General features: G+C 35.1%; 15 protein-coding genes. 3 read left to right on the top strand and 12 right to left on the bottom strand.

Annotated features, from left to right (window positions below; translation table 11 throughout):
* Nucleotides 1-8 precede the first annotated feature (8 nt).
* Nucleotides 9-950: a bifunctional riboflavin kinase/FAD synthetase gene (ribF, locus tag DK865_RS11435; RefSeq protein ID WP_023580936.1), complete on the bottom strand. Its 942-nt coding sequence runs from the start codon at nucleotides 948-950 to the stop codon at nucleotides 9-11.
* A gap of 430 nt (nucleotides 951-1380) precedes the next feature.
* Here ribF and rpsT point away from each other — a divergent pair, with 430 nt between their 5' ends.
* Entirely contained in the window at nucleotides 1381-1641 is a 261-nt protein-coding gene (gene rpsT, locus DK865_RS11425; protein ID WP_036911755.1) for a 30S ribosomal protein S20, read from the top strand.
* 72 nt (nucleotides 1642-1713) lie between these two features.
* Here rpsT and nhaR read toward each other — a convergent pair whose 3' ends face one another.
* A complete protein-coding gene (nhaR, locus tag DK865_RS11420) occupies nucleotides 1714-2634 on the bottom strand; it encodes a transcriptional activator NhaR (protein WP_023580938.1) in 921 nt (306 codons plus the stop codon).
* A 190-nt stretch (nucleotides 2635-2824) separates the two neighbouring features.
* Nucleotides 2825-4003: a Na+/H+ antiporter NhaA gene (gene nhaA / locus DK865_RS11415; protein ID WP_023580939.1), complete on the bottom strand. Its 1179-nt coding sequence runs from the start codon at nucleotides 4001-4003 to the stop codon at nucleotides 2825-2827.
* A gap of 448 nt (nucleotides 4004-4451) precedes the next feature.
* Here nhaA and DK865_RS11410 point away from each other — a divergent pair, with 448 nt between their 5' ends.
* Nucleotides 4452-5297 carry a DMT family transporter gene (locus DK865_RS11410; RefSeq protein WP_023580940.1) on the top strand — a complete coding sequence of 282 codons (846 nt, stop codon included), beginning with the start codon at nucleotides 4452-4454 and terminating at the stop codon, nucleotides 5295-5297.
* Between the two features lie 110 nt (nucleotides 5298-5407).
* On the opposite strand, the gene dnaJ is transcribed toward DK865_RS11410, so the two are convergent.
* From dnaJ to tal, 5 genes are all read right to left on the bottom strand, one after another.
* Complete coding sequence (gene dnaJ / locus DK865_RS11405) at nucleotides 5408-6547, bottom strand: molecular chaperone DnaJ (RefSeq protein WP_023580941.1); 1140 nt, start codon at nucleotides 6545-6547, stop codon at nucleotides 5408-5410.
* A 105-nt stretch (nucleotides 6548-6652) separates the two neighbouring features.
* Complete coding sequence (gene dnaK, locus DK865_RS11400) at nucleotides 6653-8578, bottom strand: molecular chaperone DnaK (RefSeq protein WP_023580942.1); 1926 nt, start codon at nucleotides 8576-8578, stop codon at nucleotides 6653-6655.
* Nucleotides 8579-9062: 484 nt separating this feature from the next.
* Nucleotides 9063-9650, bottom strand: coding sequence for a molybdopterin adenylyltransferase (gene mog, locus DK865_RS11395; protein ID WP_109391969.1), 588 nt, complete (start codon nucleotides 9648-9650; stop codon nucleotides 9063-9065).
* Nucleotides 9651-9872: 222 nt separating this feature from the next.
* Nucleotides 9873-10856: a tetratricopeptide repeat protein gene (locus DK865_RS11390; RefSeq protein WP_023580944.1), complete on the bottom strand. Its 984-nt coding sequence runs from the start codon at nucleotides 10854-10856 to the stop codon at nucleotides 9873-9875.
* Between the two features lie 183 nt (nucleotides 10857-11039).
* On the bottom strand, nucleotides 11040-11993 hold the full coding sequence (gene tal, locus DK865_RS11385; RefSeq protein WP_023580945.1) for a transaldolase: 954 nt from the start codon (nucleotides 11991-11993) through the stop codon (nucleotides 11040-11042).
* 304 nt (nucleotides 11994-12297) lie between these two features.
* Here tal and yaaA point away from each other — a divergent pair, with 304 nt between their 5' ends.
* A complete protein-coding gene (gene yaaA / locus DK865_RS11380; protein ID WP_109391968.1) occupies nucleotides 12298-13080 on the top strand; it encodes a peroxide stress protein YaaA in 783 nt (260 codons plus the stop codon).
* Between the two features lie 63 nt (nucleotides 13081-13143).
* Here the strand turns inward: yaaA and DK865_RS11375 are convergent, their stop codons facing one another.
* The 4 genes from DK865_RS11375 to thrA form a co-directional block, all read right to left on the bottom strand.
* Nucleotides 13144-21327 (bottom strand): RTX toxin, encoded by an 8184-nt coding sequence (locus DK865_RS11375; protein ID WP_109391967.1) that lies wholly within the window; start codon nucleotides 21325-21327, stop codon nucleotides 13144-13146.
* 164 nt (nucleotides 21328-21491) lie between these two features.
* Nucleotides 21492-22784: a threonine synthase gene (gene thrC / locus DK865_RS11370; protein WP_023580948.1), complete on the bottom strand. Its 1293-nt coding sequence runs from the start codon at nucleotides 22782-22784 to the stop codon at nucleotides 21492-21494.
* A 3-nt stretch (nucleotides 22785-22787) separates the two neighbouring features.
* Nucleotides 22788-23738: a homoserine kinase gene (gene thrB, locus DK865_RS11365; protein WP_109391966.1), complete on the bottom strand. Its 951-nt coding sequence runs from the start codon at nucleotides 23736-23738 to the stop codon at nucleotides 22788-22790.
* Nucleotides 23720-26179 carry a bifunctional aspartate kinase/homoserine dehydrogenase I gene (gene thrA, locus DK865_RS11360; RefSeq protein WP_036911759.1) on the bottom strand — a complete coding sequence of 820 codons (2460 nt, stop codon included), beginning with the start codon at nucleotides 26177-26179 and terminating at the stop codon, nucleotides 23720-23722. The genes thrB and thrA overlap by 19 nt, the downstream gene beginning before the upstream one ends.
* Between the last annotated feature and the right edge of the window lie 389 nt (nucleotides 26180-26568).

Below are 26568 nucleotides of genomic sequence, written 5' to 3'. Positions count from 1 at the left end.
CCGCTAGTTTATGACTCCGACCGCTGCGATAAAAAATCCCTAGCAGTAGCCACATCATCTGCGATTTGCTGCTTCAATGCATCCAATGATGCAAATCGCTGTTCATTACGTAATTTCTTTCGTAACACAACATCAATACGACGTCCATATAAATCCATATTAACGTCGATTAAATGAACTTCTAATTGTACGCCCTTTCCTTTTACGGTAGGACGACTTCCGATATTTGCCACACCGGGTAATGATGATTGATTATCTGATAAATAGACATCAACGGCATACACACCTTTAACGGGTGCAACTAAGCGTTTCATAGGAATATTGGCTGTCGGAAAACCAATGGTTCTACCCAATTCATTACCATGAACAACACGCCCACAAACGCTGTAAGGGTGTCCGAGTAGTGATTCAGCAAGAACTAAATCATCATTGAGTAACGCTTCTCGTACCGCCGTGCTACTGATACGCAATCCTTTATCGCAATAACTTTCTGTGCTCGCGACTTCAAATCCATATCTAACACCGGCTTGTTGTAAAAAATGAAAATCACCTTCACGGTTTTTGCCAAAGCGAAAATCATCGCCAATAGCAAGAAACTTTACCCCTAATTTATTCACCAATAGTGATGAAACAAATTCCTCTGGGGTTTGCGCCGCAAATTGCTTATCAAATTTGACACACAAAAGGTAATCAATACCACATTCAGCTAAATACTTAATCTTGTCTCGTAAACGAGTCAGACGTGCTGGTGCCTTTTCTGGTAAAAAGAACTCAAGTGGCTGAGGCTCAAATGTCATCACAACCGTGGGTAATCCTCGCTGTGATGCCTCTTGCTTCAAATGTTTCAATAATGCCTGATGGCCTCTATGGACACCATCAAAATTTCCAATTGTCAGAACGCAACCGTGGTGTAGCGCTCTAATATTTTGTATACCGCGAATTAGCTCCATAACTGGCTCAATACCGTGGAAATTATTGGATTATACCTTGTCAAAGGCTTGAGAGTAACCCAATATATCAATGTTTATTGATGAGTAATATCTCGACAAGTCGATTCACTGTTATGCTTAAATTTGATTGCTCACTCAAACAAAAAATGGACTATCACTCACTTCTTGGTTATAAAATCGCATAAAATCAAGCATAGATCCTATTAGAATCTATTATTTATTACTCATATACACGATTTTGATGATTTTTTCACTCAAAAGACTGTATTCTACCCGTCTTAACTGATAAAATCTTGCGCCATCACAACGAAACAAGTGTCGCGTACAACGACGCTAATTTTGTATAAATCCATTGACAAACTTAGGTTGAAAAGGCATATTCCTTCACCTTTGTATTTGTCCTCGCTAGAATATATTTGGGAGTTGGAACTTGGCTAATATCAAATCAGCTAAGAAACGTGCGGTTCAGTCTGAAAAGCGTCGTCAGCACAACGCAAGCCGTCGTTCTATGATGCGTACTTACATTAAAAAAGTATACGCAGCAGTTGCTTTAGGTGATAAAGAAGCAGCACAAAAAGCATTTAATGACATGCAACCAATTGTTGACCGTCAGGCAACTAAAGGCTTAATTCACAAGAATAAAGCAGCACGTCATAAAGCTAATCTGCAAGCACAAATCAAAGCAATGTAATATTGCTTTCTTGTGTTATAAAAAACCGGCTTATGCCGGTTTTTTGTTTTCTACTGTTTAACCCCAATCACTTTATGGATTGACAACACTCTTTTTATCGCCATTAAAGAGTTCTGAAAAATCAGTGTTACAAACACGTTGAACTGCTGGATGTTGGATCATTCGTTCTGCAAAAATCGCGTAGTACTCTTCTTTTACGGTATCAAGCATGCCAATTTCTTCGATATTACTATGAGCAAAAGTTTCATCGGTATACAGTGAAGGCGCTACAAAGATAGCATTATAATTTAAGCCAAATGCTTTCATTAATGCCGCATCATCAAACTCACCCAATATTTCTACTTGCAAATTTTTATTACGTATCCAAGTTAATAAATGACGACCTAACATATATCGACGTCCTGGGATCAGGAGTTTTCGCTCTTCTAAACATTCAGGAAACGGTTTTTCAGGAAGAGGATGACTGCAAAAAAAACTCATATTACATTCGCCAAGTTTGACAGAGAATAGACCTTCTTGTTGTGACGAATCCACAGGGCAATCTGATAAGATCATATCCAGCTTATGTTGACTTAATTGTTCTAGCAATAGTTCATGAGTAGATTCAAAACAACGTAGATGGATTTGCTCATTATCAATGACAGCCGTTTCTAATACGCGACTGACGAGTTGTTTTGATAATGCATCCGCAACACCAACATCAAACAATAAACTCGATTCACGACTGTAGTTGACGATATCTAGCATTTCTTGACTGAGCATAAACATTTTATCAGCATAACGAAAAATGAGCTGACCCAATTCAGAAGGAACCAATCCTCTTCCTTGGCGTTTAAATAACTTGCCACCTAATCTTTCTTCTAATGCTTTAATTTGCCCTGTAATCGTCTGAGGTGTCAGATACAGCGCTTGCGCTGCACCCACAACAGAGCCTTCTTTACACACATGCCAAAAATAATAAAGATGGTTAAAATTGAGATGTGACACCCGCATAGTTATCTTCCTTTCAACTTCTGTGCTTCAAACACAGACTATGTAATAACGCCTTAGTTTGCGATTGGCTTTCCTTGCATCCAATCCTCATAAAAACACCTACGGCACAATACACTGTATTGCACCGTAGGTTTAAATGTATAACTCGGTATTTATTGTGTTGAGAAACTCAAGTCCGTAATAAATTTCCCTATATTGACTTCGTTTTTAACTTCGGCAAAACAGAACGAAGCAACAAATATCCTGCAACAGCAGCTACTGTTGAACCGACTAAAATACCAAGCTTAGCATAGGTATTATAAGCTTCATCTGCACCATCAAATGCTAACCCTGCGATAAAGATAGACATAGTAAAACCGATACCACATAACACAGACACTGCAAATATTTGTTTAAGATTAATCGCATCTGGTAATTTTGCAATGCCTAGTTTTACCGAAATCCAACTAAAGAGAAAAATCCCAATCGGCTTACCTAAAAATAGTCCTAACGCGATACCTAATGGTAAGGCAGATAACATGCCATCAAGCGTTACGCCATTTAAAGAAACCCCAGCGTTACTAAATGCAAATAGCGGTAGAATAAAATAGGCAACCCAAGGGTGTAGCACATGCTCCAATTCTTCAGAAGGAGAATCACCTTCTTTATTTCTTAATGGGATAAGGAATCCAACAATCACACCCGCAATGGTGGCATGAATACCTGATTTTAAAATACATACCCACAAGATGAACCCAAGAATTAAATAAGCAGCCGTATTACCCACTTTACGCCAGTTCATTATGCCCAGAGCAATCACGATTAACCCCGCTAAAGCGAGAGGCATTAGTGCAATACTCTTTGAATAAAAGAGCGCAATAATGACGATCACACCTAAATCATCAATGATAGCTAACGCTAACAGAAAGACTTTTAACTCGACAGGAACGCGCTTACCCAGTAATGCCATCACACCCAGTGCAAAAGCAATATCAGTTGCTGCCGGAATTGCCCAACCTTGCTGTCCAATTGCATCCGTATGATTAAACATCAAATAAACCAATGCCGGTGCTAACATACCACCTACTGCGGCTATCGCAGGGAAAATAGCTCTATCACGCTGAGCCAAAGAGCCTTCTTTTAATTCACGTTTAACTTCCAATCCTACCACTAAGAAAAAGATCGCCATTAAGGCATCATTTACCCAAAGTAATAATGGTTTATCAAGTTCGAACGCGCCGAATTTGATCATAATAGGAATGGATAAAAACTCATTATACAAAGCACTTAGAGGTGTATTCGCCATAATCAATGCGATAATAGCAGCAATAATCAGAAGAATACCGCCTGATGCCTCTAATCTCAAAAATTGTCTAATAATTGCCGTCATAATATTAACCTCAAAATCACTAATCTTGTTAATAATATGATAATTATAAATTCGCAAAAAACAGATTATTTATGGATAACAACTCGGATTTTTCGAATCTAAAAAGAAATATCAAGAAAAACAAGATAAATAATATCAATTCATCAACATAATTTTTCAAAAATTGAAGAACAGGAATAATTAATAATGATTAAAATAACACATTGAATATAAATGTTATTTTTTACAATTAAGTAAAAATAAGCCTCTTTTTTGATAAATCATACCAATTGATAAAATAGATCAGATATATCAATCTTTAATTATCAAAAAATTATTATTTTTATCTTTTTTATTTACAACTTTCCAAAATTATAAGAGAAAAAATGTTATTCATTTCACTATTTAACCATTGTGTTATTGTTTTATAGATAGTGAATACTCTCGTTATAGTAAGGTTTCTATCAATATGTCGATAACTATTTTTATTGCTGTTTTATTCGCTGCTATCTTTCATGCATGTTGGAATGCATTGGTTAAAGTAGGTAGTGATCGATTTTTAGGGATCTCGTTACTGACTTTTTTTTCGGGCGCTGTAACACTCCCCGCCCTGTTTTGGGTTGGGCTCCCTGATGTCGGTGCATGGAAATGGCTTATTCTTTCTGTTTTATTTCATGTTGGTTACACACTCTCTTTAAGTCGCTGTTATGCATTGGCTGATTTTAATCAGGTCTACCCTATCTCTCGTGGTAGTGCACCATTAATGACCGCTTTTCTTGGCTTTTTTCTCTTCCATGAAACACTCCCAATAGCTGGCTTGATAGGCATTTTATTTATCATTTTGGGTATTATCCTTATCTCACGTAGTAGAAAAATAGCAGAGTTTAATTTACGTAAAGATGCACTCTTTTTTGCGTTGCTTACCGCATTATTTACTGCAAGTTATACCCTATCTGATGGTAATGGCTCTCGCGTAGGTGAAACGCCGTTTGCATATATTTTATGGCTCTTCTTTTTAAATGGCATCGCAATGTATTTACTTGCTTGGCTTCGTTATCGCCAACATTTAAAAACCAAGATAAAGGATTATTGGAAACCCGCATTTTTAGGTGGGATCATGCAGTTGGTAAGCTATGGCATTGTAATATGGGCGATGAGTCATGCTTCAATCGTACTTGTCGCCGCGTTAAGAGAGACCAGCGTATTATTTGCCATGATCTTATCTGTCTATCTGTTAAAAGAGCAATTTAACCGTAAACAGCTATTGGCGTGTTTAGTGATTTTAGCCGGCATTGTTGCTATCAAGATGGGGTGATCTCGATAAACTGAAATAAAAACAATAACGAATAAAAAGAGAAGAAGCCTGATGATTATCACTCAATAGCATATCATCAGGCTTCTTTTTTAATTAAATTTAAGTAGAAATTACTTTGTTAAATCATCAAAGAATTTTTTCACACCATCTAAAAAACTCTTAGAGCGTGGTGTGTTTTTCTCACCACTCTTGCCACCAAATGATTCACCCAGTTGTTGCATTAACTCTTTTTGTTTTTCATTGAGCTTAACAGGGGTTTCAACCACAACACGGCACATTAAGTCACCAATACTACTACTACGTACTGATTTAACACCTTTGCCTTTCATGCGGAACATTTTACCCGTTTGTGTTTCGGCTGGAATTTTAAGTTTCACACGACCATCAAGTGTTGGGACTTCAATCTCTCCACCTAAAGCCGCAATAGCAAAGTTAATAGGGACTTCACAGTAAAGGTTATTGCCATCACGTTCAAAAATATGATGCTGACGAACATGAACCTGTACGTATAAATCGCCTGCTGGTGCACCGTTTTCACCGGCTTCACCTTCACCACTTAAACGAATACGGTCGCCTGTATCAACACCGGCTGGAATTTTAACAGACAACGTTTTAGAGCGTTCAACACGACCATCACCATGACATTTAGAGCAAGGCTCTTTAATCACTTTACCGCGACCATGACAAGTTGGACATGCTTGCTGTACAGTGAAGAAACCTTGACGTAAATGAACCTGACCAGCGCCATGACAAGTAGAACAGGTTTCTGCTGATGTACCTTCTTTAGCACCGCTACCATGGCATTTGTCACATGTTTCTAATGTAGGTATACGAATTTCTTTCGCAACACCACGAACAGCTTCTTCAAGCGTTAGATCCATGTTGTATTGTAAGTCAGAACCACGCGCTGCGCGTTGTTGACGGCGACCACCACCAAAAATATCGCCAAATACATCACCAAAGATATCACCAAAGTCAGCACCACCGCCGAAGCCGCCGCCACCTTGACCACCAAATCCACCCTGTTCAAACGCAGCATGACCATACTGATCATAAGCCGCACGTTTTTGAGCATCACTTAAGATTTCATAGGCTTCTTTGATTTCTTTGAATTTCGCTTCTGACTCTTTATCACCTTGATTTCGGTCTGGGTGATATTTCATTGCTAAACGCTTATATGCGCGTTTAATTTCTTTTTCGTCGGCAGTTTTACTTAAACCGAGGACTTCGTAAAAATCTCTTTTCGCCATTCTAGATTACCCTTGACATAAGCACACGGGCGTTGAGTTTCCTCGACGCCCGTGTTCGGTATCAGTAACTATTCACAGGTGAGTTACCGCGGCCCGTTAAGGGCATTATTTCTTGTCTTTGCCGTCAACTTCTTCAAATTCTGCATCGACAACATCGTCATCTTTCTTCGCACTTGCATCAGCACCCGCGGCATTACCTGCTGCGCCTGCTTGAGCTTGTTGTTGTGCGATTTCTAGCAGTTTTTCAGAAGCTTCAACTAATGCTTTAATTTTTGCTTCAATAGCGTCTTTATCTTCGCCTTTAGAAGCAATTTCTAACTCGCTTACCGCTTTTTCGATAGCTTCTTTATCGTTCGCTGGTAATTTATCACCCGCTTCTTCAACTTGTTTACGTGTACCGTGAACTAATTGGTCAGCTTGGTTACGAGTTTGTACTAATTCTTCAAACTTACGGTCAGCTTCTGCGTTTGCTTCTGCATCACGAACCATTTTTTGGATTTCATCTTCATTTAAGCCAGAAGAAGCTTTGATAGTGATGTTTTGCTCACGACCACTGTTTTTATCTTTTGCTGATACATGCAAGATACCATCAGCATCGATATCAAAAGTCACTTCGATTTGTGGCATACCACGTGGAGCTGCTTGAATACCATCTAAGTTAAACTGCCCCAGTGATTTGTTATCACTTGCGCGTTTACGTTCACCTTGTAATACGTGAATAGTGACAGCAGATTGGTTATCTTCTGCGGTAGAGAACACTTGGCTATGTTTAGTTGGAATTGTGGTATTTTTCGCAATCAGAGAAGTCATCACTCCCCCCATTGTTTCGATACCTAAAGACAGTGGAGTTACATCAAGTAACAGAACGTCTTTAACATCACCCGCTAACACACCACCTTGAACCGCCGCACCCATTGCAACAGCTTCATCTGGGTTAACGTCTTTACGTGGCTCTTTACCGAAGAAATCAGCAACGGTTTTTTGAACCATTGGCATACGAGTTTGACCACCAACCAGAATAACGTCGTTAACTTCGCTAACTTTCAGACCTGCGTCTTCTAATGCAACACGTACTGGTTCCATTGAACGTTTCACTAAATCTTCAACTAAAGATTCTAGTTTTGCACGAGTTACTTTGATATTTAAGTGTTTAGGACCCGTTGCATCTGCTGTGACGTATGGCAAGTTAACATCTGTTTGTTGTGCAGAAGATAATTCGATTTTCGCTTTTTCTGCTGCTTCTTTCAGACGTTGCATTGCTAATGGATCGTTACGCAGATCAATGCCTTGCTCTTTCTTAAATTCATCAACTAAGTAGTTAATTAAGCGGCTATCGAAGTCTTCACCACCTAAGTGTGTATCACCATTGGTTGACAGAACTTCATAAGTTTTTTCGCCGTCAACTTCATCGATTTCGATGATAGAGATATCGAATGTACCACCACCTAAGTCGTAAACTGCGATAGTACGGTTACCCACTTCACGATCTAAGCCGTAAGCCAGAGCAGCCGCTGTTGGTTCGTTAATAATACGTTTAACTTCAAGACCTGCGATACGACCTGCGTCTTTAGTTGCTTGACGTTGAGCATCGTTAAAGTAAGCAGGAACAGTGATAACAGCTTCAGTAACGGCTTCACCTAAATAGTCTTCTGCTGTTTTCTTCATTTTTTTCAGGACTTCAGCAGAGACTTGTGGTGGCGCCATTTTTTCGTTACGTGCTTCAATCCAAGCATCACCGTTATCTGCTTTTACAATTTTGTAAGGCATGATAGCAACGTCACGTTGAACTTCGGCATCTTCAAAACGACGACCAATTAAACGTTTGATGGCAAATAAAGTATTTTGTGGGTTAGTCACAGCCTGACGTTTTGCAGGTTGACCAACTAAGATTTCACCATCTTGTGCATAAGCAACGATTGAAGGAGTAGTACGATCGCCTTCTGCGTTTTCAATAACCCGGGCAGTTTTGCCATCCATTACAGCAACACAAGAGTTAGTTGTACCCAGGTCAATACCAATAATTTTACCCATTTAAACGCCTCCAAAGAGAATTCTTTATCAATTTGATTACCAATCTATATGAGGATGAATATTCATTTTTCAAGTCACAAATTAATAGACTAAACAACATCATCTCAAAGCGGATATAAAATCAACGCAACTCAAAAGTGGTAATTGCAGTTGAAAAAGAAGATGGGGTCATAAATACATTCATCAAGGGGAGTAATGAAAAAAAATGCAAAAAATGCGAAAATTTTGTGTCTAAGAATAAAACGAGAATTAAAACTCATTATTTTTCATGGTGTTACACCATCTTCAAATAACATCAAGATTTATCTAAAATACTTTTTTAAGACTAGGCTTAAAACGAGAGCATAATTAGTTGAAAAACAATGCTTTTTAACTTTTATGATAAAAATATCAAATCAATATAAGGTTACTTTTGCGTTATCTAAATTGAGTCAAAACGTTTCCTAGCCAGTAGCTTAACAACAAAAGTAACCTCTTACATTCTTTATGCTGAAGTAGAACGTCGTGCTGATTTAGGTCTAAACGCAGCGACAATAGCTTCATTCGTTTCGACATAAGGACCATCAAGCAGTTGAATGCAATACGGTACACTAGCGAAAATGCCGCTAACAATCACATTACCGTCGTTATCCTTTAATCCTTCCAACGTTTCTGCAATAGCCTTAGGTTGCCCTGGTAAATTTAGAATTAACGCTTGATTACGAATAACACCAACTTGGCGAGATAAAATAGCAGTGGGCACAAATTTCAGACTAATTTGACGCATCTGCTCGCCAAAACCTGGCATTTCTCTGTCTGCAATTGCCAACGTAGCATCAGGAGTAACGTCACGACGAGCGGGGCCCGTTCCCCCTGTTGTTAACACTAAATGACAACCAACTTCATCAACTAGCTCACACAGTGTTTGCTCAATCATAAGTTGTTCGTCAGGAATTAAACGTGATTCGATATGAAAAGGCGTTGTTAATGCAGATTTTAGCCAAGCTTCTAAAGCAGGTAAGCCTTTATCTTCATAAATCCCACTTGAAGCGCGATCAGAAACAGAAACTAACCCTATGCGTAATTCGTTCATATCAAACCTCTATTAATCAATCACCCTCTAACTTGCGCGCAGATATTACCATGAGAACACAAGAGAATTAAAAAGAATCTCAATATATTACTGATATTTAATATTTGATTATTGAGAATAGATAATAAAGAAATGATAACAATCTATTTTTTGGGCTTTAACTAAAAATAAAAAAGGGAGCATAAGCTCCCTCTCTTTAACCTTCAATAATATTAATTAATATTACTCATCAATATATTTAGTAATATACGAAGCTGCTAATTTTTTCGCTTCAGCTAATTGTGCTGCATTTAATGCACGAGCAGTACGTTTTAGCATAGCTTCATCACCATCACCATTTTCAACAGCAACAGAGAACCATGCATAAGCTTCTTTCAGATCGCGTTTAACGCCTTTACCGTAATAATAGTTTAAAGCGAGGTTATTTTGAGCCAAACCATTACCTTGCATCGCTGATTTTCTATACCATTCAACCGCTTTACGTGCATCTTTAGCAACACCGTCGCCTTCATCGTACATTACGCCTAAGTTATTTTGCGCATCACGATTACCTTGGTTTGCGGCTTTGGTATACCAGAAAACCGCTTTAGTGCCGTTACGTTCTACACCTTCACCATCATCATAAGAAACAGCTAAGTTATATTGCGCATCAGAATGACCTTGTTCCGCGGCTTTTGTGTACCAAACCACTGCTTTTTCATGGTCTTGTGCGACACCGATACCTTCATCATAAGAGATACCAAGGTTGTATTGTGCATCACTATCACCTTGCTCACCGGCTTTAGTATACCAATACACGGCTTTCTCATGGTCTTGCTCTACACCATCACCATCATCATAAGAAACAGCGAGATTGTATTGAGCTAAAGAAACACCTTGAACAGCGGCTTTGTTATACCAATAAACTGCTTTTTCTGCATCACGGTCAATATCATCACTCATGTCATACATCAGTGCTAAATTTAACTGTGCTTCAGCGTGACCTTGTTCGGCAGCTTTGGTATACCACTCCAGCGCTTTTTGTCCATCCTGCTCAACACCTTCGCCGTTCTCATATTTTACGCCCAATTGATACTGAGATGCTGCATTTCCACTTTCAGCACTTTTTTCAATTGCAGGTAAAGAGAACGCCGTTTTACTTTCTGCCATTGCAGCGCCACTAAAAAATAACGATGCAAGTACCGTTGCCAAGACAATCTTTTTCATAATTCACCAATAATAAATAGAGTTCTTTAATAATATATTTTTATAATTATTACTGGATAAATAATATATTCCAATCAATTTAATCTTAAAATTTACTTAAATGTTATTTTGAGTGGCAAAAAATGAAAATACCCACCTGTATAAGATGGGTATTTAAGATTTTTATAAGAATTTAACGACGAATTATAATAAATCCGCAATCATTTTCTCTAATTTTTCCTGATCGACAGCAAATTTACGAATACCATCAGATAATTTATCTACTGCCATTGGGTCAGCGTTATGTTCCCAATAGAATTGAGCTTCAGTGATAGCTGCTGGACGCGCTTTCACTTCACCTTTGTAGGATAATTTATGTTCAACTTCACCTTCAGCTTCTGATAATTCTTTTAACAGTGCTGGAGCAATAGTTAAACGGTCACAACCTGCTAATTCTAAAATCTCACCCATATTACGGAAGCTTGCGCCCATAACAACTGTGTTATAACCATGTTGTTTGTAATAGTTATAGATTTCAGTAACAGAAATCACACCTGGATCTTCAGCTGGCGCAAATTCTTTTTTATCTGTATTGGCTTTATACCAATCCATGATACGACCAACAAATGGAGAAATCAGGTAAACACCTGCTTCAGCACATGCACGCGCTTGAGCAAAAGAGAACAGTAAAGTCAGGTTACAGTTAATACCTTCTTTTTCTAATTGCTCTGCGGCACGGATACCCTGCCAAGTAGATGCTAATTTGATAAGAATACGGTCGTTACTGATACCTGCATCATTATAAAGTTTCATTAAATGACGTGCTTTTTCGATACACGCTTGTGTGTCGTAAGAAAGACGTGCATCAACTTCTGTTGAAATACGACCAGGGATCAGTTTTAAAATTTCTAAACCGATATTTACTGCCAATTTGTCGCAAGCATCAACGATTTGCTGTTCACGAGAATCGCTTTGTGAACGAGCCCATTCAATCGCTTCATCAATTAATTTACGATATTCAGGAATTTGAGCGGCATTTAAAATTAAAGATGGGTTGGTAGTTGCGTCTTGTGGCTGATACAGTTTCATTGCTGCGATGTCACCAGTGTCAGCAACAACAGTTGTCAGCTTACGCAAAGAAGTCAATTTGTTGGTCATTTTGTTTATCTCATCTACTAGGTAAATCTGTTTGCAGTCACCTGCGGATATCTATTGATAATAACATGGACTGCTCACACTACAAGACGCTTAGATTCATACAAAGCAATTATTTGAATGCCAAACGTTTTCGCAAAACAAAAGCGGAAAAAAACAGAAGAAGATCACAGGCTGAATCGTTTAAAACGACGAATTTTACGGCAAATAAGAGAAACCATTGTTTTTTCCTATTACTATAATTTAGTCTTTAATCGAAAGAGTTTGCTATATTTGGTCAACATTAAAATCACGTATCGAGGGAATTATGCTAATCACCATTTCACCAGCTAAAACACTGGATTTCGAATCGCCTTTAGCAACAACGCACTTCACACAACCTGAATTGCTAAAATATTCCCAACAACTTATCGAAGAATGTCGAAAATTATCATCAAGCGATATCGCAAGCTTAATGAAAATAAGTGATAAACTCGCAGGATTAAATGCCGCTCGTTTTGGCGAATGGCAACCTCATTTCACACCAGAAAATGCACGCCAAGCTATTTTGGCATTTAAAGGTGATGTTTATACCGGAATGCAAGCTGAGCTTTTTTCTGAAGATGATTTTCAATTTGCACAACAGCATTTACGTATGCTTTCTGGCTTATATGGTGTACTTCGTCCTCTTGATTTAATGCAACCTTATCGCCTTGAAATGGGAATAAAGCTAAAAAATAACAAAGGAAACGATTTATACCAATTTTGGGGAAATACCATTACAGAAGCGTTAAACAAAGCGCTTGAGGAACAAGGCGATAATATTTTAATTAACTTAGCGTCTGATGAATATTTTAAATCGGTTAACCCGAAAAAGCTGAATGCAGAAATTATTAAGCCAGTTTTCCTTGATGAGAAAAATGGTAAATATAAAGTGATCAGTTTCTACGCTAAAAAAGCCCGTGGATTAATGAGTCGCTTTATTATTCAAGAAAAACTGACCAATAAAGCACAACTAAAAGCGTTTGATCTCGAAGGTTATCAGTTTAATGCTGCAGAATCAGAGGGAAATACCCTCGTATTTAAACGTGCTGAATCCATGGCAAAATAGATATCGTTTAAATTGAACGTGTAATCATGAAATAGCCCTTAGTAAAGGGCTATTTTTTAATCGTTAAAACGCCCAATGTTTTACTACCGCTGATAATGGCGACCATGTTAATGGTGAAGCAAGTTCATTACCTTGTATTGTCATTAATTGTTGCTCATTAAACTGCGCCATTTCTTGAATAATCGCAGCAAGAGATTGCGCTGAAAACGCACTTTGTTTTTCAATAAGAGCAACCGTTTTTTCTGCTTTATCCTGGGGTGTTTTTACAGTTAAAACAAATTGATTATCGTGCGTTTTATACTGCATGTCCTCACCTACTCGAGAAGCAATCAGCTTCTCGTGTTTTGATAATCCTGAAATAAAAAGATGACTACGGTTTCCTTCATCATAAACAGTCACTTCACCATCACGCTTTTTCACAATATAAACATTAGTGCCCACACCGCCATTTAAATAGTCATTACCAAATTCAGAAATTAATAAATCATTCCCACTTCCAGCATTGAGGTTATCATTTCCCTCTCCCGCAATTAAAATATGATGCCCGTGATTAACGACAATATGATCATCCCCTTTTCCACCATCAATCACCGAGCTATTTTTATTACGATTAACAACAATATCATTCCCTTCCATTGGCTCAATAATTGATAAAAAGTCAACCGCCTGATTTAGTTTCTTTTGCGAGGCAAGTGAATAAAATGGCGAGTCATCGTGAGAAAGAGAATATTCAAATAATGTCTCTTTATTTAAGGTAAGAGATTCAGGGATCATAAGTACATCATCTTCCGCTGTTAACGCTAAGTTTAAATCTGTAATAGGAACAAGCAAACGTTGCTGACTCTCTTTTGTAGGAAGAGTAAAAACTGTATTATCTTTATCAATAAAGCGAAGCTTCATTTCTGATCCCCAAATAGCATTGATATCAGTAGGTTCAAAAACCAGTTTTAAGTGCATATCTGGATGATAACGATGTGATAAAACATTATTGCTAAAGATTAAATCAAAGCCACTAATATCAGATAAAAAGAAATCACTTATACTTTTTGATAGTATTTCATTTATATGATTAGAAAATGAAATCTTAATTTCACCACCTTTATTTTTTGAGAAATAGGTTTTAATTTGATAACTATCATGACCAGCGCTTAATTTAATAAATGAATTAGGTGTAACACCTAAGTAATGATTATCCATTTCATTTCCATGAATAGAAAATCGTAATTGTTCACCAGAAGAAAAACCACTGTATTGTAACTGGGGTAATAATGTGATTATTTTATTATAATCCGGATATGAAAGAGATAAAGAGTGGTTATTATCATCAATACAAATTTCTTTAATAAGATCTTCATTTTGATTATATGTCTCTAAATAGCTAAATTTATATAACACATTATCTTTAATCGTTTTATTTTCATTTACTGTTAAGAGAAAACCATCTAGCGTAGTTAAAGTATATCGATGTGCTAACATATCATTTTCATGGTAAACATTTCTTAATGTTATAGAGTGATAAATTAATTCATCATTTTTATTTCCATCATTCACTTTTATATCAAAAACAATATCGTTTCCTCGACGGGAAATAGCGACAATTTCATCAAAATGATAGTTTAACCGTACAATACTCGATTCGATCTGACTCACTTCATTAATAATTGTTTCAAATTGAATATGATAATTTTTATCTAAAGAAGATCTTAAAATAACATAGCTATCATTTCCCTCACCACCTTCAGCATACCCCTCTTGTAAAACCAGTGTGTCATTTCCTCCTAATCCATATAATAAATCAGCACCGCCACCACCATCTAAATAATTATCTTCTTGATTACCAGAAATAATATCGTCGCCAAATTCACTACCAATAACATTTTCAATATTGTCTAAATAAGCAATTACTTTTTGATCTTGTAAAATAATATTAGGCATAGAATCAACTAAATTTTTTGAATAAAGATATCCACTCTCTTGATAAAGAAAAAGTTTTGAATGGAAGTTTTGGCTATTGGTTTGCTCTTCTGAGTGCTTAAATTTGACGTAATTATCTAATAAATTAACGTCATAACCTTGATATTTATGTGTTGTTTTTATAATACGCAGTGTATCATTTCCTTCTCTACCATAAAAACGACTTGCATAAAGTGGAGACTCCGAGGTAAATAAATTAAATATATCCTCTTTACTCCCCCCACTTAATCTCTTCGTTCCATTATAGATATCAAAGACATTTTTCGTATTTGAAGGTGCAGCAATAATATCATTACCATTATAAGTATTGAAATGAAACACTTCATTTTCACTCCAACCTGAAGAATAATATTTTTTATTCTGATTTAATTTTATTAAACTCTGTGATAAATCCTCAATACCTAATAAATTAATTACACTTTCTCTGTTTGTTATTATATTTTTAAAAAAATCACTATCGACCATACTATCAAAAATAGGAGAATCATCATCCGAAATAATATCTAAAGTATAAGGTTTTAATTCATCAACATAAAAATCGATATCAAAAATAATTGTTTCATTCGTAGCAATCGCCTCTTTAGGGAGATAGTATTTATATTCTGTTTTTTCCGCGCGTAAATGATAAGAAAGTGAAGCTATTTTTTCAGCCACTTCTTGACTGATATTTTGAGATATTCGTTGAGCAACAAATTCGCCTAAGGGGTTTAAAATTGAGTCTAATGTTTTTCCCATTAAGTTTGGCAACACTTTATAATAATAATACTCTTGATAAATTTGTTTTTCATTTATATAAAAATAACGGCTCTGATGATTTTGTTTTTTTATCTCATCAAGGTAATTAACTGCATTTTTATCAATCATCTCTTCTAACTGTGTTTCTGTTTCTAAATAGGTGATTTCATTCTTTTTATTTGGCAGTAAATCCCCCATTAAAAAGGCATAAAAACCATTATTAAATTCTTCTAATGGTGTGAAACTTACCTTTATCTTTGCTTCATCAATAAGCCTTGCGGCATTATAAATTGATGTTGCAAGCGCAATAACCGCACCAGCCACAATACCAATAGGGCCTGCAATCGTTGAACCTGCAAGCATTGCAATAGAAACCCCTAGCGTAACCAACCCAGATACGATAGCAAAAGAACCATTAACAATATAATCAATTTGCCTTGTTTCATTATTTTCATCAGAAATTCGGCTAAAATTGTCATAGGCATTATAAATATCAAACCCAATTGAAAGGATATTAAGCCCAATTCCAATTTTTGTGCTTATTTTATTGACATATTCTAATGGATTATGTCGATATTTTAATAACCCTTTAGCTAAAGTCATTTCAATCATTTCGGAAAGACCATTGTAAGCCATTTCAGACCACATAATGGCAAGATTATTAATAATCTCTTTACGCTCTTTTAGTGTTAATCGTGGATTATTGAGCTGTTCAGCAAGCATAAACGTGGCGTTAATTGATTGCCACATGCCAAATGTAATATTAGCATAGCCGATTTTACTCATTATTTTCATATGTCGAGGAAGGATTAGTGATCCCTTTCTTAGCATATCCCAATCTTGTGGTTGATACTCTTTATGACCTAATTCATTAAGTTTAAGCAATCTTTCTGAAGCCGCTAAATAATCTACTCTATTCGCATCACTAGAAAGCAAATATTTAATTTTATCTTTTTTATTATTTATCAAATAAAGAAATAAAGAAACGAGTGATTTATCTTTTTCACCCCCAGAAAGAGAGAGAAAATAATCATTAAGGTGATAAGGATCAAAGGTGAGTTTCGCCCCCCATTTATTGACGGTATTAACATCAACTGAATCAATACTTTTTCCATTAACTTTTGCTCCCACACTCGCTAATAATTGTTTATCAATAGAAATATTATTTATTGTTACATTTTCTTTATTAAGCAATGGCGGGTTATTTACTTTAAAAATATTTAACTGATTTAAATCATTTGCTTTCTCTAAAGCCTTAGAGGGAGAGGCGGAATCAGGTATCTTCTTATGGTGGAGCATTGTGATGATATTGTGAAGTGAATTTATTATTTTCTTATAGTTTTTAAAAATAGATATATTATCTAGCAGCACTCGATATAAAACACCTTTTTTATTTTCATCAAAAAATGAAGATAATAAAGTCACTGAAAATGAACTTAGATTCTTTATCAATACTGGATTATCATAAATGGCATGAATAATCTTAATGACTTGATTTGTCTTTTCAATTAATGTGTTATGCCCTTTAGCGAATAATTCTAAGGATTGCCATTGTTCAAATGATATTTCACCCACTAAATATTGATTAAATTTATTGCTCATCAATGGATCATATATAACTTGTGTTAATTTACTTTCTAGTTTCTTTTTATCTGTAGTATTAAAAATAACTGATAATTCATCTACATATTGATGGCATACTTTTTTTATTGAAATATCACCATTGATAATTTTATTACTAATATGCTTTAATTCTTCTCTATAATACTCTAAATTAATAGAATCTACTTTTTTAATAATAGAACCCATTTGATAAATACTAAGATCATAGCGATTTAATTTAATATAATCTAAAATATCAGATAGCATTATTTCATTTGAATAATCTAAAATTACTCTTTTTATCTCTTTATTATATCCTAATTTAAACTGTTCACTTTCTCGATAATTAGGATGCAAAGATGAAATGACTTGATAAATTTCTTTTGCAATTCGGTGATTTTCTAGCGCTATTTTTTCTTTATTTGAAATAACTAAAGTATCATCGTAATCTGCTTCAGCAATAATTACATTAGATATCATCGTACTCGCAAGTAGCGGTTTATCGATATGCTGCCTGTTTATAATAGGTTTAACAATAACATGTTCTCTTAAAAGAGAGATTTTATTATCAATAATCTGATAGATCGGCATATTCAATCGTTGAGCAATGCCTTCAATAAAAACATCACCCGATTGATAACTTAATAACTTTTCTTTTTTTGCAAAAATAATAGTTCTTTCATTAAAAAATTGATTTTCATTAATAATATTTTGCAATGACTCAACATCATTTTTTTGTTTAATAAAAGTATGATGAAAATGTGTATTATCATCATTCCCTGTCACAATTAATCTTATTTTATTTTTCAGACAATAATCCAAAAATGTACTTATTTCTGGATTATTATTTAAATAAACAGTTAAATTTTTGCTTTTTACTCCATTATAAAAATAGATAATAATATCATCTTGATATAATGAGTTAATACTATCAACAATAATATTGTCAATATTTTTATCACTAAAAAATGCATTATCAGAAAATAAAAACTTAAAATTCTCTTTATCATCATCAAATAATAAATAGCTACAGTCCATTTCATTTTTATTTTGATTAAGTGAATCTTCAAATATAGCACTAGGGTCACTTTGACTTAGATAAAAATTATCCGGATGATAGGTGTAATTTTTTTCACGATAGTTTGTATTATAATAACTTTCTAACTGATTAATTTCATGTACTATCATTCTATTAGTAAATTGATTGTTTCTAAAAAGATCAATATAGCGTTCGCTATAACATCCCGCTTCATTACCTTTTTTCAGATCTATTTCTGTCTCAATTAAATTCAGCAATTGGTTAACGTACTTATCATTTCTATATTCTGATAATTTATTATAATTTTCTTTTAGATGTAATTTGTTTTCGTCTTTTATTAAAATTGTATTCTTTATCTCAGGTATATTAATACGTTTTACAATCTCATTAACATATTGATAGCTATTGTGGAATTCTATCGTGTAATCATAACCCTCAACACCTACACTTCTCTTTTTATCTACTGACAAATAAGGACTTTCGATAATTTGATTATAAATAAAATTACTTACGCCATGAGTACCATCACTGATTTCGTTTACCATTAACTGATAAAACTTTGCAGCAACTAAACTGTTTTTTCCAGCTAATTGGATAAGTTTTTCTTTTCCATAATTTAATCTATCGTAAAATAATTTATCTTCTAACTTAATTTTTATTTTACTTAAAATTTCAGAAAGTGATACGTTAGTATTATCATGATTAAATGATTTTATTTTATCAAGTAGAGAAAAACTAGCTATTAACTTATCAAAATAAATATTTCCTTCTAATTTATCTATTAAACAAACAATTTCTTTCAATTCTTGCGCTTTTTTTCCTTTAGCTAAATAACTGTTTATTTCAATTAAATCTCGGTAGTAAATATCATTAAAATCAACATACCCATTTTTTTTCTTAATCTCTTGAAAATTATTGAATTCAGCCACTACAATATCAACACTATTATCATCATTCTGACTTAAAATAATCTTACTTGCCTGATTATCTTCAAGAATGTTATCAATATAATGCTTAATTAAATAAACCCCTTCATCAACATGCGTGTTTTTTACAATCACTTCAATTAAAACATTCTCTTTTTTAAGCTCAATAATAAGATCTCGCTGTTCACTATAATGAACAACTCGTCCTGTTATATTATCTTTAAACGGTAATGAAAAACCTATTTTCTTTATGTTTTCAGCGATACCTTTATTTGTCTCTATATTATTGCAATCCCAAATACTTTGGTAATTTGAAGTCTCACCTTTCGTATACTCATCAAAAATAATATATTTTTCATTATCAATTTCATGTGAACCATAAAAATCCATTTTCTTCTCTAATACTTCATTTATAGATATAACACTAGAGTATTCTAATAACTCACTATTAGAATCGAATAAAGAAAACTTATCATTATTCTCAGAATATCTTTTATAGGAAATAGCAATAGCATGGTCTTTGAAGGCAATAATAGCATAATAATCATTGTAATTATTCATGACATGTTCTAAGTATTTATGAATGTTATCTTTATCAAACACTATTTTTTTAACATGTGATCTTTTTAACCCTCGATTCTCTAATATTTGACTATATTCAAGTGACTTTAGTGTATCAAAAACAAAATATTGTGATTTTTCACCTAATCTCTCCATTTGAAAGTGTTGAGAAAATATAATGTTTTTAATTTCTTTAATTAGATTTAATATTTCATATTCTTTTATACTATTAAATAAAATAGAATCCAATTTATCCGCGATAAATTCTTTTTCACTCTGATAAGAAGATATATTTTCTTTTAACCAGAATAAGTATTTATTTCCGCCTTCTAAACCATTATTTCTAACCTCTAATAAATAATTTAGGCTTAAACCATAACATAACCCAGCCAAAGTATGAATATGACTAAAATCATAATTAGTTTCTGTTGATGTGATAAGATTAACTCGACTCATCACTCTTTCTAGAGGCTTTAATAGATCGGTATATTGTGAAAATTTTTTTACAATATTATTTTTTATTTTCGTAATAAACCAACCCGTACCGACTTTATAAAGTAAATGTTCTCCACTCTCCGTTATCTGATCGTATTTAGATTTTGCAACGGTAAATGCTTCTTCTATATCATCAACATAAATATGTAGAATTTTTTCTTTATTTTCTATTTTATCCCTGATAATAAAAATATTTTTATATGAATAACTTTCATTTAATTCAATAGAGATATGCTCATTAACATTTATTTGTTTTTTGTTCTTAATATCATTAACTATTTCCATAAAAATATCTTTATTATTTACTTTCCAATTTTCTGTATTTTTAAAATAGCTAATATATTCTTTTCTATTATAAAAACGATAATATAATATATCCCCATTACTTTTATTGTTTATAACATCATAAATTTTATTTATTATCTCATTCTTATTATAAAAAAAACTAACACACCCATCAAAATCAACAATTCTAAATTTATTATTTTCACTGTCTATTTGTACAAAGGCTTTATTACCCTCAAATTCTAGATAGTAATCACCGGATGAATTATTTTGAATTAATAGTTTTAATCGTGCTTTTTGTATTTTACTGGGCTCTCGGTTTGCTAATTTAGCGCTATTAAAAAACAATGCCTCTATACTTGAATTAATCTCTTTTCTAATAAAATCAATATTTTTTGTAAAATCATTCTGATGATAGAGTAAAAAATTATTATCTATTTTTTCCAAAAATTCATTTGCTGCATATTCATTTTTAGACATAAAAATAGAAATATAATTCTCAATTAATATTCTCTTTATAGAACTTATCTTAAAAAACAGTTCTGAATTATTTTCTTTTATATGATCCTCTATTTTTAACACAATACGATTAATAATATCTTTGAATATTATTTCTTTGAATCCATTCATATTTTAATTCCTTAATTCTAATTAATTTAATTACTGAGAATAAAATATATAAATTGCTTTTTATCTTTTCTAAATACTGATTTTCCTATTTTTAGATAAAAAAATAGCCCAACATTTTGTTGAGCTATTTAATTAAATATATATCTAATTATTTAAAATAATTATTATTTAGGTGCTCTTTCAAGTAAAAATGCACGTAGCTGAGCAAAATCTGCAGGTAAGAAATGCGAAAGCAATTCTTTATCTGCACGTTCAGCAAGCTCTTTAGGTAATGGTAATTCGCCACCTAAAATACGTTCGACACTTTCTTTAAATTTAGCAGGATGGGCAGTCCCCAAGAATAGACCATATTCGCCCTCTTTCAGCTCATCACGCAATAAACGATATGCAATTGCTGCATGAGGTTCTGAAATATAGCCTTTTTGCGCTAATTCACGCACGGTTTCTTCCGTCGTTTCATCACTCACTGAACCATGAGCAAGATCAGAGAGATCCCAACCTTTACGACGATACAATTCTTCAATGCGTGGCCAGTTATTTGGTTGGCTAACATCCATTGCATTAGAAAGTGTTGCAACAGTACGATGAGGTTCCCATTTACCATTATCTAAATAACGAGGAACCGTGTCATTTACGTTAGTTGCTGCAATAAAGCGCTTAACCGGTAATCCCATCGATTTAGCCAATAAACCTGCAGTTAGATCCCCAAAGTTACCACTTGGTACTGAAATCACTAGCTGCTCATGTTTTTCTGCTGGGAGTTGTGCAACAGCTTCAAAGTAGTAACAAATTTGAGCAAGTAATCGGCTGATATTAATAGAGTTCGCTGAGTTCAAATACATTGTTTTCTTTAAGAACTCATCATCAAAAGCTTGTTTTACTAATGATTGGCACGCATCAAAATCATCTTGAATTGCAACTGTGTGAATGTTTTCACCTAATGTACAAAACAGTTTTTCCTGTAACGGGCTAATTTTGCCTTCAGGATAAAGAATAACAACTTGTACATTGTCTAGTTTGTAAAAAGCATGCGCAACAGCAGCCCCAGTATCACCTGATGTTGCTGTTAAAATAGTAACAGGTTGATTGCCAGCAACTTCTGATAACATTTGCGCCATAAAGCGACCACCAAAGTCTTTAAATGCCAGTGTCGGGCCGTGGAAAAGCTCTAAACAACTCACATCATCTTCAACTTGAGTTACTGGTGCAGGAAATGCAAATGCGGTGCTAATACGTTTTGCTAAGATATCAGCAGGAATTTCATCACCAATAAAGGCCGTTAAAATACGGCTACTACGTGTTGCAAAATCAAGCGCTAATAACTCATCAATTTCAGCTTTAGAAAACGAAGGTAAGTCTTGTGGAAAAAAGAGCCCTTGTTGTTTACCCAAACCTTGTTTTACTGCTTGAGCAAAACTGACTTGCTCTTGATTATCTTTCAAATTATATAATTTCATGACTTATCCTATCTGTCTTGCGCCACGCGTATCTATACGGCAGATATGTACAAAGCCTTCACTGTTTTGTACGTAGTTTTGTTTCAACCATTCGGCCATCTCTTGTGCGATTTCAAGTGAATCACTAATCGTAAAAATAGTCGGTCCTGAGCCAGAAATACCACACGCTAATGCACCTGCCTTTTGCGAAGCCTCTCTGGCTTTTTCAAACCCCGGAAGAAGTTGGGTGCGATAAGGCTCTGCAATCACATCTTGCATCAAACTCGCAGCTAGCCCTGATTGCTGAGTATGGCAAGCATGAATAAAACCAGATAAATAACGGCCGTGGTTAATAATGTCTGCTTTAGAATAGTGTTTTGGTAAAATCGCTCTCGCTTCTGCCGTAGAAACTTTAATTCCCGGATATGCCATAACCCAGTACCAATCATCAAAGGTTGGTACAGACTGACAAATGGTACCATTTTGTTCCAAAATCAGTTGGAGCCCACCTAAATAACAAGGTGCAACATTATCATAGTGCACACTACCTGAAATACGTCCTTCAAGCTCACCCATCATTAAAAGCAATTGTCTTTCATCAAAAGGCTTTTGGGCAAATTCATTAAGTGCAACCAATGCTGCAACAACAGAACAAGCACTTGATCCTAAACCAGAGCCAATCGGCATATTTTTCTCAAGAGTCATGGCAACTGGAAGTTGTTTGCCTAACTTTTCACAAAATAACTGCCAGCATTGATACACAATATTTTGTTTAGGATCGGAAGGTAATTTGCTAACAAAGTGCCCTTTACTTTCAAGTGCAAATGCCGAAGCCGCCTCAACGGTGACACAATCTCCCAGTAATTGCCCATCAATAGGTGAAACTGCCGCGCCAAGGACATCAAATCCGACACTCACGTTGCCTATTGATGCCGGTGCATAAACTTTAACCACGCTTAAACTCCCAATTTCCATGATAAGGTACGTAATACATCTGCAAACACCCCAGCAGCAGTAACATCATTACCAGCACCATATCCACGTAATACCAATGGAATAGGTTGATAGTAGCGAGTGTAAAAGGCTAAAGCATTTTCACCATTTTTCACTTTAAACAGAGGATCATTTGCATCAACAGCCATTATTTTAACTTGGCATTTGCCTTCATTGATGATGCCAACATAACGTAATACCTTGCCTGCTTTTTGTGCTTCTTCGACTTTAGCATCAAATTCAACATCAACTTGAGGTAAACGATTTAAGAAGCTTGCTACATCACCTGAACTATCAAATGAAATAGGCAGTACAGGCTCTACATCGATATCACTTAGTTCTAAGTTATAACCCGCTTCACGCGCTAAAATAAGTAATTTACGCGCAACATCCATACCGGAAAGATCATCTCGAGGATCAGGCTCTGTAAATCCTTTATCTTTTGCTGAAAGCGTCGCTTCAGATAAGCTTTTACCTTCATCTAATTGACCAAAAATGTAAGATAATGATCCTGAAAGAATACCATTAAATTGAACTAACTCATCACCGGCGTTTAGTAAGTTTTGTAAGTTTTCAATCACCGGTAAACCCGCACCTACGTTAGTGTCATACAAGAACTTACGGCGTGAAGCTTCTGCGGCTTGTCTAATTTGATAGTAATAGTCCATCGACAGCGTATTCGCTTTTTTATTTGGTGTAACCACGTTAAAGCCATTTTGTAAGAAATTTGCGTACTGTTGCGCAATTTCTTCGTTTGATGTGCAATCAACGATCACTGGATTTAAGAAGTGGTACTCTTTTTCTAAACGAATAAGCTGGCTAAAGCTAAAAGGTTCTTTGGCTTCTTTTAAGGCATGTTGCCAATTATCTAAATCAATACCTTGCATATCTGTCAGCATAGCCCTTGAATTAGCAATACCACATACACGAAGGTCGATATGCTTATTTTTCAACCATGCTTGTTGACGATGAATTTGTTCAATTAATGCACTACCAACACCACCCACACCAACAATAAAGACTTCAACGATTTGATTGGTGTTGAACAGCATTTGATGGCATAAACGCACAGCATTGGTTGCTGAATCATTAGCGATAACAGCGGAAATTGAGCGTTCTGAAGAACCTTGAGCAATCGCAACAATATTAATGTTGCCACGAGTTAATGCAGAGAAAAATCTTGCTGAGATCCCTTTTAATGTACGCATACCATCACCTACAACGGAGATGATAGCGACGTTTTCCATGATATCTAATGGATCAAGGACACCGTCTTTTAATTCTAAATAGAATTCATCTGATAACGCTTTTTGTGCCCTAATCAGTTCTTTTTGTGGTACACAAAAACTGATGCTGTATTCAGAAGAAGATTGTGTAATCAGAACAACAGAAATACCCGCTCTCGACATCACAGAGAATACACGAGCGGCCATCCCCACCATACCTTTCATACCAGGACCAGACACATTGATCATCGCCATATTATTAAGGTTGGTGATCCCTTTAACTGGTGTACTATCATCTTTTTGACCATCACCAATTAATGTCCCCGGCGCATCTGGGTTGCCTGTGTTTTTTATTAAACAAGGAATTTGGAATTGGGCGATTGGTGCAATCGTGCGAGGATGAAGTACTTTTGCACCGAAGTAAGAGAGTTCCATCGCTTCTTGATAAGACATGCCTTTTAATAGACGCGCATCAGGAACTAAACGAGGATCACAAGTATAAACACCGTCAACATCTGTCCAAATTTCACAACACTCCGCACGTAAGCAAGCCGCTAACACAGCGGCAGAGTAATCTGAACCATTACGACCTAATACCACCAGTTCATTCTTTTCATTACCTGCCGTAAAACCTGCCATTAAAATGATATCGTCTTTTGCGATATTGAGTTCTAAGATGCGGCGAGTAGACTCAGGAATATCAACTGTCGATTCTAAATAATGACCTTGTGCGAGTAAATTTTTGACAGGATCGATCACGGTGACATTATAGCCACGTGCCTGTAAAACAGATCCCATAATGGCGATAGAGAGCTTTTCACCGCGACAAATCATCGCAGCATTGATGCTATCAGGACATTGACCTAATAAAGATATCCCGTGAAGAATATGTTTGATCTCGGCAAATTCACGCTCAACTTTATCTTTTAAGCGCTCATAATCAAAACCAGGTTGTTTTTCTCTTAAACCTTGTAATAAGTTGGCAAAAATTTGCTCGGCTTCTCGTACTTGAGTGAGAGGATCTTCGCCTTCTGCCGTTTTTTCAATCATTGCAACCAAGTAGTTAGTTATCTTGGCTGGTGCTGATAATACAAGAGCGACTTGTCCCTGCTCTCTTTTTTTCTCAGCGATATCAGCAACATTCAGCACACGCTCTGCGTTGGCAACTGAAGTTCCTCCAAATTTTAACACTCGCATACAGCTCTCCTGATTTTTCACCCAAAAAAAAACCCGCATTTCTCAATGCGGGCTTTTTCGATTTTCGTTTTTTATATGCGACAGCCCGCCCCGTGATATAAGATCCCGGTGGTGGTGGTAATAATTGTCATTTTAGCTGGGCTGTAAATACGCATAACTATCCTGTCTGTCTCAAATTTAGTTTGACTATATACTGGTTAAAGCAAAGCGAGAGAGATGTCAAATTTTTTCTTTTTTTTCACCCAAAAACAAACTCAACTTAAGTGAAATTTATTTGCCCCTTACCCCTATTGTAGTATAGATATTGCTATCACAAAGGGATAAATAAAGAAAATAAAGCTACCATTTTAGAGTTATTTGGGGATTTGTACTTTTATAAGGAATAAGGT

Source organism: Proteus cibi, from assembly GCF_003144405.1.
Lineage (GTDB): Bacteria > Pseudomonadota > Gammaproteobacteria > Enterobacterales > Enterobacteriaceae > Proteus > Proteus cibi.
Note: the sequence above shows the minus strand (reverse complement) of the source record. Positions and strands in the feature narration are given on the sequence as shown.

What these genes read in the sequence shown, in the direction of transcription:
- DK865_RS11375 (WP_109391967.1), bottom strand. Translation starts at nt 21,327, where the DNA reads ATGAATGGATTCAAAGAAATAATATTCAAAGATATTATTAATCGTATT.
- yaaA (WP_109391968.1), top strand. Translation starts at nt 12,298, where the DNA reads ATGCTAATCACCATTTCACCAGCTAAAACACTGGATTTCGAATCGCCT.
- nhaA (WP_023580939.1), bottom strand. Translation starts at nt 4,003, where the DNA reads ATGACGGCAATTATTAGACAATTTTTGAGATTAGAGGCATCAGGCGGT.
- nhaR (WP_023580938.1), bottom strand. Translation starts at nt 2,634, where the DNA reads ATGCGGGTGTCACATCTCAATTTTAACCATCTTTATTATTTTTGGCAT.
- mog (WP_109391969.1), bottom strand. Translation starts at nt 9,650, where the DNA reads ATGAACGAATTACGCATAGGGTTAGTTTCTGTTTCTGATCGCGCTTCA.
- ribF (WP_023580936.1), bottom strand. Translation starts at nt 950, where the DNA reads ATGGAGCTAATTCGCGGTATACAAAATATTAGAGCGCTACACCACGGT.
- thrC (WP_023580948.1), bottom strand. Translation starts at nt 22,784, where the DNA reads ATGAAATTATATAATTTGAAAGATAATCAAGAGCAAGTCAGTTTTGCT.
- dnaK (WP_023580942.1), bottom strand. Translation starts at nt 8,578, where the DNA reads ATGGGTAAAATTATTGGTATTGACCTGGGTACAACTAACTCTTGTGTT.
- thrB (WP_109391966.1), bottom strand. Translation starts at nt 23,738, where the DNA reads ATGGAAATTGGGAGTTTAAGCGTGGTTAAAGTTTATGCACCGGCATCA.
- thrA (WP_036911759.1), bottom strand. Translation starts at nt 26,179, where the DNA reads ATGCGAGTGTTAAAATTTGGAGGAACTTCAGTTGCCAACGCAGAGCGT.
- tal (WP_023580945.1), bottom strand. Translation starts at nt 11,993, where the DNA reads ATGACCAACAAATTGACTTCTTTGCGTAAGCTGACAACTGTTGTTGCT.
- DK865_RS11410 (WP_023580940.1), top strand. Translation starts at nt 4,452, where the DNA reads ATGTCGATAACTATTTTTATTGCTGTTTTATTCGCTGCTATCTTTCAT.
- DK865_RS11390 (WP_023580944.1), bottom strand. Translation starts at nt 10,856, where the DNA reads ATGAAAAAGATTGTCTTGGCAACGGTACTTGCATCGTTATTTTTTAGT.
- dnaJ (WP_023580941.1), bottom strand. Translation starts at nt 6,547, where the DNA reads ATGGCGAAAAGAGATTTTTACGAAGTCCTCGGTTTAAGTAAAACTGCC.